Consider the following 13,373-nt stretch of genomic DNA (forward strand, 5'->3'; position numbering starts at 1 on the left):
CTTGTGTACGTCAGTATTCGTGTCGGTTCCCGACGAAAAATGCGCTAGAGCGCAATCCGATAAAGTGGAAGCCACTTTTCGGATATATTGCGCGACAAAACAAAAACTTAGAGCGAGATGGCGATTCCATCTAAAGCCATCCCGCTCTCCGTCACTGTTGCGCTTTTTGCCTTGAAAAGGCCACGCAGCGACGGCAGTTTCCATTTTACTTTTTATGGCGATTTCACGGGGTGGATCATGTCCAGACATCTGCTGGCTGTTTTAGGATGGGGTGCGATTGTGCTCGGCGCGTGCGGTGTTCAGGCCTCGACGCCAGCCCCTGTGCCGCTAAGTGCGGCCCCGGCAGAATGCCGCAGCATGAATGTCACGCCTTATTCGCCGCGCGAGTCACTGGAAGTCGATTCGGGTAAGGGGAGACGGTTGTTTTCAGTCGAGATCGCATCGAATTTCGCAACGCGCGCCCAGGGCATGATGTGCCGTACACAAATCGCTGACAATGAGGGCATGCTGTTCGAATTTCAGGACGTGCAAGAGCGGGCCTTCTGGATGAACAACACCCTGATCTCACTGGACATTATATACATCGCTCCTGACGGACGGATCGTGTCGATTCAAAAAAACGCCCGGCCGTTGGATCGCACGCCTTTGCCCTCGAAAGGGCCGGCCAGTGGTGTGCTGGAGGTTCGCGGCGGTCTGAGTGATCAATTGGGCTTGAAGGCCGGTGACCGGGTTATCCACCCGTTTTTCCGGTAAGAGGAAAAATCGCACGCTTTCGAGGTACATGGGGCTTGCGGAGCCTGATCTAAAATGTCATGTAGCGCGCCTCTCAAGTCTCGGCTGAGAGCGTCGGGGTGTAGCGCAGCCTGGTAGCGCAGCTGTTTTGGGTGCAGCAGGTCGGAGGTTCAAATCCTCTCGCCCCGACCAATCGCCGGTACAGATAAAGTGAGTGTCGGGGCGTAGCGCAGCCTGGTAGCGCGTCTGCTTCGGGAGCAGAAGGCCGGAGGTTCGAATCCTCTCGCCCCGACCATTAAAGTGGCCACCCTTCTGGGTGGCTTTTTTAATGGTCGGGATAAGACGTTAGAGTACAATCACAAGAGGTTCGAAAAGAGCGAGTTGCGTGGCGACTTGCCACTTTGGCTAATCGGGGCACCCCAAACGAACTCATACCAAGCCTCATAAAGAATGACGCTTGGTATTCGCTTTTTTTTCAGCTCAAGCGCCGGACCAGGCGCCCCCCATAGCTCCTCGCAAATGCTCGGGCGCCCGAAGTACGTTCTCTGGCGCGCTTGCCAACCCACGATGAGTCAAGATTTTCGCAGGTTGGTGTAAGCCGCGAGCGAAGTGAGTGGCAAGCGCAGAGACGCCAACGTTTTCGCCCCGCAGTAAAAGGACCGCTTAATGCCATAAGCTTCCGGATATAAGCATGTGAGGCCCACCACCTTGTTGCAACTGCGCTGGATTTTGTAGTAACAGACGGACAAGCGGATTCCTTGCCGCTCATGGAGCCATTCATGTTCGCGCGTATTTTCAAGCCTGCCAAAACCGCCATGCAATCCGGCCGCGCCAAGACGCACGAATGGGTTCTGGAGTTCGAACCGAAATCGGCGCGCACGCCTGATCCGTTGATGGGCTGGACGTCGTCGGCGGACACAGAAGCCCAGGTGCAACTGACCTTCGAGACCAAGGACCAGGCCATGGCCTATGCCGAACACCATGGCATTCCGTTCCGTCTCATTGAACCTGAATTGCCACCGAAAATTATCAAGACTTATGCCGACAACTTCGCCTACACGCGTCGGCAGAGTTGGACGCACTAAAGCGCAGTGCGATAAAGTGTGCAGCACTTTTCGGAAAAATTGCGCGACAAACCAAAAACTTAGAGCGGACTTTTGATTCCATCAAAACGCATCGCGCTCTAGAGCCCAGGTTTTTATGGCTCCGTAGCTCAACTGGATAGAGCATCCGCCTTCTAAGCGGACGGTTACAGGTTCGAGCCCTGTCGGAGTCGCCATTTGTTAAGACTCCCGCAACCAAATTATACCATCCTGTGTCAGGCTGCTCCCGTTGCCACGGGCGTGCCCAAGCCTTCTTGTCCCCACTCTGCCCATGATCCGTCATAGAGTAGGGCCGAGGTATGGCCGGTTTCTGCCAAGGCCATACTGAGGATGGCTGCGGTCACACCGGACCCGCACGACGTTACGACGGTCGCATTTCCACCGACACCGGCTCCTGCAAAAATCTCGCGCAACTCTGCCACAGACTTCAGAGCGCCGTCACGAATCAGCTCGCCAAACGGCAGGCTGCGGCTGCCCGGCATATGTCCTGAGCGTAAACCGGCTCGCGGTTCGGGCACCGTTCCTTCGAACCGAGCCCGCGAACGGGCATCCAGCACAAGAAATCTCTCAGAACATCCAAGCAGGCTCTTCAACCCGATGATCTTTTCCGCCAGCGGGCGAGGGGTATAGGCGACCTCCGCGACAACCGGAACCCCGCCTTCGATCCGCAAGCCGGCTGCTTTCCAGGCCGGCAATCCGCCGCGCAACACTTGAACCGACTTATGCCCCATAATGTGAAAGGTCCACCACACCCGGGCGGCCGAAAACAGACCCTGGCGATCATAGATTACGACGTGATCTTGCTCGGAAATGCCCAGGCGGCCGACGGCCTGGGCGAATTGCTTGGGCGATGGCGCCATATGCGGCAGTTCGGTTGAATGATCGCTGACCACTTCGATGTCGAAAAACTGTGCGCCAGGAATATGACACTGTTCGTGCAGCGCCCGCATGTCGGTGCCATCCAGCGCCCAACTACCGTCGAGCACCTTGACGGTCCCGTTCGCGATCAATCGGTGAAGGTCTTCGGCATCAATCTGAGTCGTCATTACTGTCTCTCCGGCGATAGGCGTCGAGTGCGCGGTCGCGGGCGTGGGCGTGGTCGACGATCGGTTGCGGATAGGTGACATCTTTGGTCGAATTGTCAAACAGATCGACTACGCGGTCATAGCCCGACACGTGGCGGTGACGGTAGATGCCCTTCGGATCGAACTTGTCGGCCTGGGTCGTCGGATTGAAGATGCGAAAATAGGGCGCGGCATCGGCGCCGCATCCGGCGACCCATTGCCAGTTGCCGGGGTTATTGGCCGGATCGGCGTCGACCAGACAATCCCAGAACCACTGCTCACCGCGCCGCCAGTCTATCAGCAGGTGTTTGACGAGAAAGGAGGCGCAGACCATTCGGACACGATTGTGCATGAAGCCGGTCCGCCACAATTCCTTCATGCCGGCGTCGACAAGCGGGTAGCCGGTCTCGCCGCGGGTCCAGGCGGTGAAATCGCCGTCACTATCACGCCACGGAAAGCCATCGAAATCGTCGCGAAAATTACGTTCATGCAGCTGCGGCTGCTGGTGCAGAATGTTGTAGTTGAACTCGCGCCAGACCAGTTCCTTGCGCAACTTTTCCGCCGGCGCAGCCAGTCGCGGCGCCTCACAGACGGCATCATCGACGTCGGCGAGAATACGCCGCGGACTGATCTCCCCGAAACGCAAGTGCGGTGACAGCCGCGACGTGATATCCATATCCGGGCGATCGCGGCCGTCTTCATAGTCGGGGAGACCGTGACTGACAAAACGGCGCAAGGCTTTTCGCGCGCCACTTTCGCCAGGTGAAAAAGCGGCAAAGCCTTCGGTCCAGTCGCTACCCGAAGACGTTTTTTCCGGCTTCAGCCCCAGATCTTCGATCGCCAAAGACTTTGGCCATTGCGCAAGCACAGGCCATGGATGGGTTGACAGTGTACGGAAGGAATCAACATTCAGAACGCCAGCCGCGTCGACAGCGCGAAAAAACGGCGTATAGACGCGATAAGGCTTGCCTTCCTTGGTTTTGATAGTGCCTGGTTCGGTAAAGAAGGCGGTGTTGTGACGCTCTAAAGCGACAGATATGTCCGCCAGGGCATTTTCAAGTTCACAGTCGCGCTCTTCGGTTTTAGGCTCAAAAGTTCGCGAACAAATAACAGTTTTTGCTGATGTTTTTTGGCAAATATCAGCCAGAACCATGTGGCTCGGCCCGCGGTCAACAATCAATCTTGACCCCAGACCGCGTAATTCCTCATCCAAAGAATGAAGAGATTGGTGTAACCACCAGCGCGAGGTTGCGCCGAGCGGACGGGCATACTGGCCGTCATCCCAGATATAGACCGGACAAACCGGTCGTTTTGTGGCAAGAGCTGCGACAACGCCAGCATGGTCGTTCAGACGCAGGTCAAAGCGGAACCACAGGATAACGGGATGTTCTGAAAGTGCCATAGGTCACAATAATGTTGTTGAAAGAACTTGCCTGCCAAAGAGGTCTTGGGCACAAGGACGAACATGGAGCCGCCTCGTTTGACACCCTTAAGCTGTTGTATTATCGCCAGGAATGAAGGCGACAGGATCGGTGATGTCATTCGCGCTGTTTCTGGCCTGGTCGACGAGGTGGTCGTGGTCGACAGCGGATCTACCGACAACACTGTGGCGGTGGCGGAAGGTCTGGGCGCGCGGGTGATTCATCATGACTGGCCGGGTTATGGACCACAAAAGAGGTTCAGTGAAGACTGTGCGGCATACGACTGGATCCTTAACCTGGATGCCGACGAAATCATGACGCCCGAACTCTGTGCCGAGATCAGGGCGCTGATCGCCTCACGGCCCAGACTCAACGCCTACCGCTTTCGCATCATGAATGTCTATCCCGGCCGATCGGCGCCGCGCCTGTGGGCCGACTTTCACAACTATGTCCGTCTGTACGATCGTCGCGTCGTGCGTTTTCGAGAAAGCCCTGTCCACGATACAGTCGATACCCGTAACGAACCGGTCGGGCAACTCAAAGGCACCGTGACGCATTTCTCGTCGCGCTCCTTCGACCACATCCGGCAAAAGTTCGAAGCCTACAACACACTCCAGTCCAAGGTCCTGAAAAAGCCCTCGTGGCAGCTTTGGGCGCGCCTGCCACTGGAGTATCCGCTCGGCTTCCTGCGCTACTACATCTTCCGCCGCCATTTCACCGGCGGCATCGACGGCGTGCGTGTAAGCCACATCGCCGCCGAGGCGCGCTTCAAACGCATCCTCAAATTCCTTGACGCAAAACGCAACCGCCAAGCAACGAACGGACCGCCAGCATGAACGAAAAGGTCGGTTTCTGGCAAGATCTGTTGTGGCGCCTCGAAGCGTTGGCCTTCGACGCCACCGTTGGCTTGCTGCGACTGTTCCCGGTCGATACAGCATCGGACCTGGGCGCCAGCCTTTTGAAGACCCTGGGCCCGATCTCACCGGTCCAAAAGGTGGTCCTTCGCAATCTTGACCTGGCCTTTCCCGACAAGGACGTCGGCTGGAAGGCGCGCATTTGCAGGGCCCAGTGGGACAATCTGGGCCGGACCTTTGCCGAGATCGCCATGATGGACCGTATCACGATCGCCAACGGCCGCATCGTGGTCCAGAATGCAGAGCGTCTGGAAGAGATCAAGCTTTCAGGTCGACCTGTCGTCTTCATCTCTGGCCATTTCGCCAATTGGGAAATCATGCCGTCGGTGATCAACGAAGCTGGCGTCATCTGCCAGATGACCTATCGCGCCGCCAACAACCCCTATGTTGACGCGCGCTGGCGCAAGGCACGTGAACGCTACGGCACGCAGCTATTCGCGCCAAAGGGGGGCGACGGTGCCAAGGAACTCCTGGCCGGTATGGCGCGGGGCGAATCTGTGGCGCTGATGAACGACCAGAAGTTCAACCGCGGTGTCTCGACGCCGTTCTTCAGCAGGCCGGTCGATACGGCGCCCGGCCCGGCCCGGCTGGCTTTGCGTTTCGGCACGGTGCTGCAACCGATGACGGTCGAACGCACCGACCGGGCACGGTTTCGGGTTACTGTATGCGATCCGATCAACGTGGTCGACACGGGTCGCAAGTCCGAGGACATCGATGCAACGGTCTGCAAGGTCAGCAACTTCATCGAAGACGCCGTTCGCGCGCGACCGGAAGCGTGGTTCTGGGTCCACAAGCGCTGGCCAAACGACGCCTACAAATCCGCAGCGGAAACGCCGGGTCACAAAAATTGAATCCTGTCATCTGGTCAATTCGCTACGCGAGCCTTAGGTTATCTGCTGCATGAGCATGTGGTCGCAGATCGTAAAGAAGCGCAAGCTGAGCCTGGTAGTCGGCGCCCTGATCGGCGCCTTCGTGGCTCTGGCATGGATATACCTGCAGAACGACATTCATCGCAACGCGCTGGACCCCAAGCTTCCGTTCCAGGTCTATCGGCCGCCGGCCGCACCGAACTACAGCAAGGCCCAGGGCTGGCATCTCCACCCGGCGATGGCGGGCTACTATGCGGACCCGCGCAAGGTCGACGTCTTCTTCGTGCATGGCACGACTTTCAATGGCGGGCGCGACTGGCTCGGGCGTGTCGACAGCCGGACGATCGATCAGGAAGTTCATCGGGTCCAACTCCCCAACTACGCCGCGCCCTACGCTATCATGGGCAATGTCTACGCGCCGAAGTACCGCCAGGCCAGCCTCTATACCCAACTGACGCTGCGCGAAGACGCCCGCGAAGCACGCCAGTTCGCCTACCGCGATGTTGAGTCTGCCTTCCGCGCTTTCATGGCCCAACGCAAAGGTGGCCGGGGCTTCGTTATTGTCGGGGTCGAGCAGGGCGGTTTGCTGAGCGAACGTGTTTTGCGGGACGTCGTTGCCCCGGACCCGGAATTGAAGACCCAGATGGTGTCAGCCTATCTCATCGAAACTCTGGCGCCGGAACAGCAGTTCGGAAGCGAAGGCCGTCTCATGCCCGCGTGCCTGTCGCGGATCCAGACCGGGTGCGTCCTGAGCTATCTCAGCGTCGAAGCCAACCGTCCCGACAAGACCCTGCAACGCCTGCAGAAGGCGGTCTTCTGGGATGGAGACCGTCTCGAGCCGCTCGATTCCCAGAAGGCAATTTGCGTCAATCCGGTTCTTGGCGTTGTCGGCGATCACGTCGCCGAAGCCAAGGATTCGCTGGGCGCCACCAATGCCACTGGGCTGGAATGGGGGGTTGAGCCCGCGCTGATTCCGCGCAAGGTGTCGGCGCGCTGTGTCCGTGGCATGTTGATGGTTGATAAGCCCGGTTCACCGTCTTTCAAAGACGCCAACACTTGGGAGGATCGCAAAAAAGTCAACGCTTACAATCTTTTCTATGGAGATCTTCAAGAAGATTTTCACACCCGGTGGCAGACCTTCCGGGCCATCCAGGTCCAATAACTTGGGACCTGGAGCGAAATCCGATTAAGCGGACGCTTCGCATCGGAAAATTTTCTTGACAAAACAAAAACTTAGAGCGGTGTTTTGATTCCATCAAAACTCATCCCGCTCTATAGCGAGATGGCTTTTGTAGAATCGCCATCTCGCTCTAAGTTTTTGTTTTGTCGCGCAATTTGTCCGAAAAGTGCGTCACACTTTATCGGATTGCGCTCTAGTCCTGTTTGTCGGCGACATCGGCGCGCCAGTAGAACAGTTGTTTTAATACCTCGATCGCCTTGCGCCGCGGCGCCGGCAAGGCCTCGCCTTGCTGCAGGATATAGACCGCCTCGCGCGCCGCCAAACCAATTAGGGCTGTGTGGCGCACCGGGTCGACGAAGCGATAGTCTGGGAAGCCCGATTGCTTGGCGCCAAGGATGTCGCCTTCACCGCGCAACTGCCAATCCATCTCAGCGATCTTGAAGCCATCCTCAGTATCGCGCAACAGTTCCAACCGCGCCTTGGCAACCTGCGACAAGGGGGCATCGTACAGCAGGATGCAGGCGCTCTTGGCGGTGCCGCGGCCAACCCGGCCTCGCAACTGATGCAGTTGCGCCAGACCAAAGCGCTCAGCCTGTTCAATAATGATGATCGAGGCGGTGGGCACATCGATGCCGACCTCGACTACAGTCGTCGCACACAGCACGCGCAGTTCGCCGGCGGCGAACCGGGTCACGACGGCGTCTTTCATCTCCGATGCCATACGGCCGTGAACAAGGCCGATTTCGATAGCGAGCGCTTCTTGAAGCGCGTCATGGCGCTTTTCGGCGGCGATCAGGTCGGACTCGGCAGAGTCTTCAACCAAGGGGCAGATCCAATAGGCCTGCTGGCCCTCATTCAGCGCTGCCTTCAATCGTATCATGACGTCTGCCAAACGGGCGCGCGGCACGACGGCGGTGTGGATCGGCTGGCGGCCCGCCGGCTTTTCGTCGAGGATGCTGAGATCGGCCTCGCCATACTGCGTCAGGGCCAGGGTACGCGGTATCGGTGTCGCAGACATTGACAGGTAGTGCACAGCCTCACCCTTGGAAAACAATCTCTGGCGCTGGCTGACGCCGAAGCGGTGCTGCTCGTCGATGACGGCCAGTTGCAGGGTCTTGAAATCGACACCTTCCTGGAAGACGGCATGGGTGCCGAAGACCACCTGAACCTGGCCGGCCGCAACGGCGGCACGCTTGCGTTCGCGTTCACGGCCCTTGTCACGACCGGTCATGATGGTCGAAGTAATGCCTAGAGCCTGCAGAATTGGAAGGCTTTTTTCGAAATGCTGGCGGGCCAGTATCTCGGTCGGCGCCATTAGGACGCTCTGCAGCCCCGCCTCGGCGACATCGATCATGGCCATGAGCGCCACCAGGGTCTTGCCGGCACCGACATCGCCCTGGACAAGGCGGTTCATGCGGTGGCCCGATCGCAGATCGCGGCGAATATCGCCCAGAGCGCGAACCTGGGCGCCGGTCATGGCAAAGGGCAGGGTGCTGAGAGCTTTGTCGGCCAAGTCATGGTAGTCGATCGCGCGCGACGGCGTGTTCTGGCGGAACTGTTTACGCGCCTTGAGCGCCAACTGATGCGCCAGAGCTTCGTCGTAGGCCAGGCGCTGACGCGGCTTGGCATCGGGATCGAGGTCGTGTTCGCTTAGCGGCGCGTGGGCAGCGAACAAAGCACTGTGAAAAGATGGCCATAAGTATTTGTCAACCATGGCTTTATCAAGCCACTCGGGGAGATCCGGCGTCGCTGCCAATGCACCTTGCGCCAGTTTGCGGATTGCCCGCGAACCGAGGTCAAGCGTCGCCGGATAGACGGGCTCACAGGAAGGGATTTCGCCGGCACGGTCTTCGTCGACGATGTAGTCCGGGTGCGGCATCTGAAGATGGCCATTGAAACTCTCCAGCTTGCCGCTGATCAGCCGCTTGGCACCTATCGGATGCTGACTTTCGAAACCGCGGATGCGGTGAAAATAGACCAAAGTCAAGCGCGTCGGGCCATCGAACGTCTCGACGCGCTGGGGCCCCTTGAGCGGCGATGGCGGGTAGCCAGCAATCGTTACCGCCACCGTCTGGACTTCACCGATTCGCGCCGCGGTGAGTGGCACCAGGGGCCGCTTGATGACGCTCGATGGCAAGAAAAAGACGAGGTCGCGGACATGGGTTCCCACATGCTGGGCCAGGAGCGGCGCCAGTTTGGGGCCGACGCCCTTTACTGTGGTCACATCAGCGTAGTAGGGGAACAAAATTTCTGGACGCATGGGCTTATCAAGCACCAAAAATGCTTTATGAGAAGGCCTCCGATAAACAGGAGCTCCGACCGTGAGCGATGCCGACCTCCGCGAAGCCCGTCTGAAAAAGCTGTCCTTTCGTGCCTGGCGCCGAGGTTTCAAGGAAGCCGACATTATTCTGGGTCATTTCGCAGACGAACGCCTCGGCCAGATGAGCGATGCCGAACTGGAGATTTTCGAAGTTTTGTTGGAAGTGCCGGACCAGGATCTCTATGGCTGGATGATCGAACGTGAGCCGGCCCCGCCTGAATTCGATACGGAAATCATGAAGCAACTCAATCAGTTTTATAAGACAGCTTACAAACACATCCAGTCATGACGCGTCTTACCGACATTACCGGAAACGCTGAATCGCTGACTCTGAGCGGTTGTCCGGAAGGCTACGAAAGCCTCATTGCCGCCGATCTGGCCAAGGCCGAGCACCTTAGCTTGTTTATCGCCCGCGATTTTGGCCGCATGAATGCGGTTGTAGAAGCCTTGCGCTTTTTCGCCCCGGACCTTGAGCTACTAAGCTTTCCGGCGTGGGATTGCCTGCCTTACGACCGGCTGAGCCCGACGCCCGGCGTTGTCGCCCAGCGCATGTACGCCCTGTCGCGGTTATCAGCTTATCGCGATAAGGCGCCTGAAAAGCCTGTACTTTTTCTGACGACGGCCTCGGCCATGGCCCAGCGCGTTCCGCCGCGCACAGTGATTAATCAAGGGCGACTCACTTTGAAACCCGGCCTGTCGATCGACATGACCGAACTGGACGCCTACTTCGTCAACAACGGCTATACCCGGGTGTCAACGGTGTCTGAACGCGGCGAATTCGCCGTGCGCGGCGGCCTGGTCGACGTTTTTCCGCCCTCAGCGCCGGAACCTGTGCGACTCGACTTCTTCGGCGACAGTCTCGAATCTATTCGCAGTTTCGATCCGGAAACCCAGCGGTCACTGAAGCAGATTACCCAACTCGACTTCACGGCCGTATCGGAAATCCGGATGGATGCCGACAGCATCAGCCGCTTTCGTCAGGGTTATCTAACCGCCTTTGGCACTTCCGGCGACGATCCCGTCTATGCTGCCCTTTCGTCCGGCATTCGCCGCCAGGGCGTCGAACACATGCTGCCGCTGTTCTACGATCACCTTGACAGCGTTTTCGATTATCTGCCGCCACGCACCCTTGTTATGCTGGATGCACTGGCCGCCAATGCCTATGCTGAGCGCTCCGACACCGTGCGCGACGCCTACGAGTTGCGCGCCGCAGCCATGAAAGACAAGGGGGGGGCGGCCTATCGCGCGCTCGCGCCCCAACAGCTCTATCTTGACGATAAGCAATGGAAGACCGCCTTGTCCGCCCATCGGCTGCGCCGCTTCGAGCCGTTCGAACGCGAGGGTGACGACGTCATTGACCTGGGCGGTCGTCCGGGCCGCAACTTCGCCGAAGCCCGCAAGCTCGACAGCGTCAATCTGTTCACCACGGTCACCGAACATGCCCAGGCCTTGGCCAAGCAGGGTAAACGCGTGATCTTCGCCTCGTGGACCGATGGCTCATCGGATCGCCTGGGCGTCATGCTGGCCGACCACGGCCTGACGCGCCCACGTCTGGCCACATCCTGGGTCGACGCCCAGACCTTTGGCGTCGCAGGCACCAAGGTCAAGCCGATCCAGCGCGCCATCCTGCCATTGGATCAAGGTTTCGAAACCGAATCCCTGGCGGTGATTTCAGAAACCGATATCCTGGGCGACCGGTTAGCTCGTCCGCGTAAACGCCGGCGAGCCCAGAATTTTCTCGCCGAGGCATCGGCGCTGGCGCCAGGCGACCTGGTGGTCCATATCGAGCATGGCATCGGCCGCTATGAAGGCTTGAGGACGCTCAGCGTCAACGACGCACCGCATGATTGTCTGGAACTGCATTACGCCGCAGACTCGAAACTCTATCTGCCGGTCGAAAACATCGACCTGCTGACGCGTTACGGCGCCGACAGCGACAGCGCCCAACTCGATAAGCTTGGATCGGCCAACTGGCAGGCGCGCAAGGCCAAGGCCAAGCAGAAGCTGCGCGAGATGGCCGACGGCCTGATACAACTGGCCGCCGCCCGGGCCCTGCGCGAAGGCACGCAAATCGATCCTCCGCCGGGGCTCTACGACGAATTCTGCGCTCAGTTTCCGTACGAAGAGACCGAAGACCAACTCAACGCTATCCAGGACGTGCTCGAGGATCTGGCCAAGGGTCAGCCGATGGACCGGCTCATCTGCGGCGATGTCGGTTTTGGCAAGACCGAAGTGGCATTGCGCGCTGCTTTCGTCGTCGCCATGTCGGGCCAGCAGGTCGCCGTTGTCTGCCCAACCACGCTTCTGGCGCGCCAGCATTTCAAGACCTTCACGCAGCGATTCCAGGGTTGGCCGATCAGGGTACGCCAGCTGTCGCGGCTGGTCGGCCGCAAAGACTCTGACGAAACGCGTGAGGGCCTGAAAAAGGGCGAGATCGAGATCGTCATCGGTACCCATGCCCTGTTGTCCGAGCAGGTCAGCTTCAAGGAACTCGGAATCGTCATCGTAGACGAGGAGCAGCATTTCGGCGTCAAGCACAAGGAGAAGCTGAAGACCTTTCGTGCCGATGTCCACATGATGGCCCTGTCGGCGACACCGATCCCGCGCACGCTGCAAATGGCGCTGTCGGGTATCCGCGACATGTCGATTATCGCCACGCCGCCGGTCGACCGCATCGCCGTTCGAACCTATGTGCTGCCATACGATCCGGTAGCGCTGCGTGAGGCGCTGCTGCGCGAAAAATATCGCGGCGGTCAGGCCTACTACGTTGTACCACGTCTCAGCGATTTGCCGGATGTAGCTGATTTTCTTCGTGTCCAGGTGCCTGAGATAAAGTTCGTTATCGGCCACGGCCAGTTGTCGCCGACCGCTTTGGAAGACGTCATGACCGCCTTCTACGAAGGCCAGTACGATGTCCTGCTGTCGACCACCATCGTCGAATCCGGCCTGGATGTGCCCACCGCCAACACGCTGATCGTCCATCGCGCAGATATGTTCGGCCTGGCCCAGTTGTACCAGATCCGCGGCCGAGTAGGACGTTCCAAGACGCGTGCCTTTGCCTACCTGACGACGCCACAGCACCGGACCTTGAGTGTAGCCTCAGAAAAACGGCTTAAGGTACTGCAATCACTTGATAATCTCGGCGCCGGATTCCAGCTGGCCAGCCATGATCTGGACATTCGCGGCGGCGGAAACCTGTTGGGCCACGAGCAGTCGGGCCACATCCGCGAGATTGGGGTCGAGCTGTACCAACAGATGTTGGAAGACGCCGTTGCAGAGTTGCGCCAGAAGTCGGATGATAACCTGTCGGATCACCGCAGTTGGTCGCCGCAGATCAATGCCGGCGCTGCCATCATGATCCCGGAAGCCTATATTCCCGACCTGAACATCCGCCTGGCCCTGTATCGCCGCGTTTCGGAGGCCGAAAAGCTTGCCGACCGCGAAGCTCTGGCTTCGGAACTGATTGACCGTTTCGGTCCGATTCCGGAAGAAGCAGAGCAGTTGTTGAAGGTTGTAGGAATCAAAGGCTTATGCCGAGAAGCTAATGTTTCCAAGCTGGATGTCGGGCCCAAGGGCACTGTTGTAACCTTCCGCAACGACACCTTCAGTAACCCCATGGGCCTGGTCAAACATATCCAGAGCCGGCCCAACGATTGGAAGTTGCGGCCTGACCAGAAGCTGCTTGTGCGTGGAGAGTGGCCTGAAGCCGCGCAGCGACTGGCGGCGGCGGAACTCATCATGAAAGAGCTTGCGAGGATAGCCGCAGCATA

10 protein-coding genes and 3 tRNA genes are annotated in these 13,373 nt (G+C 58.7%); 10 read left to right on the forward strand and 3 right to left on the reverse strand.

Features of this window, described 5'->3' with window-relative positions; genetic code table 11:
* Nucleotides 1–117: 117 nt before the first annotated feature.
* From ABAC402_RS26300 to ABAC402_RS26320, 5 genes are all read left to right on the forward strand, one after another.
* Complete coding sequence (locus ABAC402_RS26300) at nt 118–753, forward strand: DUF192 domain-containing protein (protein ID WP_023448685.1); 636 nt, start codon at nt 118–120, stop codon at nt 751–753.
* 94 nt (nt 754–847) lie between these two features.
* Nucleotides 848–924 (forward strand) — tRNA-Pro (locus ABAC402_RS26305).
* A gap of 26 nt (nt 925–950) precedes the next feature.
* Nucleotides 951–1,027 (forward strand) — tRNA-Pro (locus tag ABAC402_RS26310).
* A gap of 484 nt (nt 1,028–1,511) precedes the next feature.
* Complete coding sequence (locus ABAC402_RS26315) at nt 1,512–1,817, forward strand: ETC complex I subunit (RefSeq protein ID WP_031235305.1); 306 nt, start codon at nt 1,512–1,514, stop codon at nt 1,815–1,817.
* 117 nt (nt 1,818–1,934) lie between these two features.
* Nucleotides 1,935–2,011, forward strand: a tRNA-Arg gene (locus ABAC402_RS26320).
* A 39-nt stretch (nt 2,012–2,050) separates the two neighbouring features.
* Here ABAC402_RS26320 and ABAC402_RS26325 read toward each other — a convergent pair.
* Together ABAC402_RS26325 and ABAC402_RS39655 are read right to left on the reverse strand one after the other, a co-directional pair.
* A complete protein-coding gene (locus tag ABAC402_RS26325; RefSeq protein WP_023448687.1) occupies nt 2,051–2,881 on the reverse strand; it encodes a sulfurtransferase in 831 nt (276 codons plus the stop codon).
* Nucleotides 2,865–4,301 carry a deoxyribodipyrimidine photo-lyase gene (locus ABAC402_RS39655; protein ID WP_031235306.1) on the reverse strand — a complete coding sequence of 479 codons (1,437 nt, stop codon included), beginning with the start codon at nt 4,299–4,301 and terminating at the stop codon, nt 2,865–2,867. Before ABAC402_RS39655 ends, ABAC402_RS26325 begins: the two co-directional genes overlap by 17 nt.
* 63 nt (nt 4,302–4,364) lie before the next feature.
* Between ABAC402_RS39655 and ABAC402_RS26335 the strand changes: the two genes are divergently transcribed.
* Genes ABAC402_RS26335 through ABAC402_RS26345 form a run of 3 tightly spaced genes read left to right on the forward strand, consistent with a single transcriptional unit; the run spans nt 4,365 to nt 7,265 of the window.
* Nucleotides 4,365–5,156 (forward strand): glycosyltransferase family 2 protein, encoded by a 792-nt coding sequence (locus tag ABAC402_RS26335; protein WP_023448689.1) that lies wholly within the window; start codon nt 4,365–4,367, stop codon nt 5,154–5,156.
* The gene (locus ABAC402_RS26340) at nt 5,153–6,085 is read left to right on the forward strand and encodes a lysophospholipid acyltransferase family protein (protein WP_023448690.1); all 933 of its coding nucleotides are present in this window, start codon (nt 5,153–5,155) and stop codon (nt 6,083–6,085) included. The genes ABAC402_RS26335 and ABAC402_RS26340 overlap by 4 nt, the downstream gene beginning before the upstream one ends.
* Before the next feature lie 49 nt (nt 6,086–6,134).
* Entirely contained in the window at nt 6,135–7,265 is a 1,131-nt protein-coding gene (locus ABAC402_RS26345; RefSeq protein ID WP_023448691.1) for a DUF3089 domain-containing protein, read from the forward strand.
* Between the two features lie 211 nt (nt 7,266–7,476).
* Here the strand turns inward: ABAC402_RS26345 and recG are convergent, their stop codons facing one another.
* On the reverse strand, nt 7,477–9,543 hold the full coding sequence (gene recG / locus ABAC402_RS26350; RefSeq protein WP_023448692.1) for an ATP-dependent DNA helicase RecG: 2,067 nt from the start codon (nt 9,541–9,543) through the stop codon (nt 7,477–7,479).
* Nucleotides 9,544–9,604: 61 nt separating this feature from the next.
* Here recG and ABAC402_RS26355 point away from each other — a divergent pair, with 61 nt between their 5' ends.
* Nucleotides 9,605–9,892 (forward strand): succinate dehydrogenase assembly factor 2, encoded by a 288-nt coding sequence (locus ABAC402_RS26355; protein ID WP_023448693.1) that lies wholly within the window; start codon nt 9,605–9,607, stop codon nt 9,890–9,892.
* Nucleotides 9,889–13,373 (forward strand): transcription-repair coupling factor (gene mfd, locus ABAC402_RS26360; protein ID WP_023448694.1); only part of this gene is annotated, 3,485 nt, incomplete at its 3' end. The genes ABAC402_RS26355 and mfd, both read left to right, overlap by 4 nt.

Origin of the sequence: Asticcacaulis sp. AC402 (assembly GCF_000495835.1) — a bacterium.
In the GTDB taxonomy this organism is placed as follows: Bacteria; Pseudomonadota; Alphaproteobacteria; order Caulobacterales; family Caulobacteraceae; genus Asticcacaulis.

What these genes read in the sequence shown, in the direction of transcription:
- ABAC402_RS26335 (WP_023448689.1), top strand. Translation starts at nt 4,365, where the DNA reads ATGGAGCCGCCTCGTTTGACACCCTTAAGCTGTTGTATTATCGCCAGG.
- ABAC402_RS26340 (WP_023448690.1), top strand. Translation starts at nt 5,153, where the DNA reads ATGAACGAAAAGGTCGGTTTCTGGCAAGATCTGTTGTGGCGCCTCGAA.
- ABAC402_RS26325 (WP_023448687.1), bottom strand. Translation starts at nt 2,881, where the DNA reads ATGACGACTCAGATTGATGCCGAAGACCTTCACCGATTGATCGCGAAC.
- recG (WP_023448692.1), bottom strand. Translation starts at nt 9,543, where the DNA reads ATGCGTCCAGAAATTTTGTTCCCCTACTACGCTGATGTGACCACAGTA.
- ABAC402_RS26345 (WP_023448691.1), top strand. Translation starts at nt 6,135, where the DNA reads ATGAGCATGTGGTCGCAGATCGTAAAGAAGCGCAAGCTGAGCCTGGTA.
- ABAC402_RS26315 (WP_031235305.1), top strand. Translation starts at nt 1,512, where the DNA reads ATGTTCGCGCGTATTTTCAAGCCTGCCAAAACCGCCATGCAATCCGGC.
- ABAC402_RS26300 (WP_023448685.1), top strand. Translation starts at nt 118, where the DNA reads ATGGCGATTCCATCTAAAGCCATCCCGCTCTCCGTCACTGTTGCGCTT.
- ABAC402_RS39655 (WP_031235306.1), bottom strand. Translation starts at nt 4,301, where the DNA reads ATGGCACTTTCAGAACATCCCGTTATCCTGTGGTTCCGCTTTGACCTG.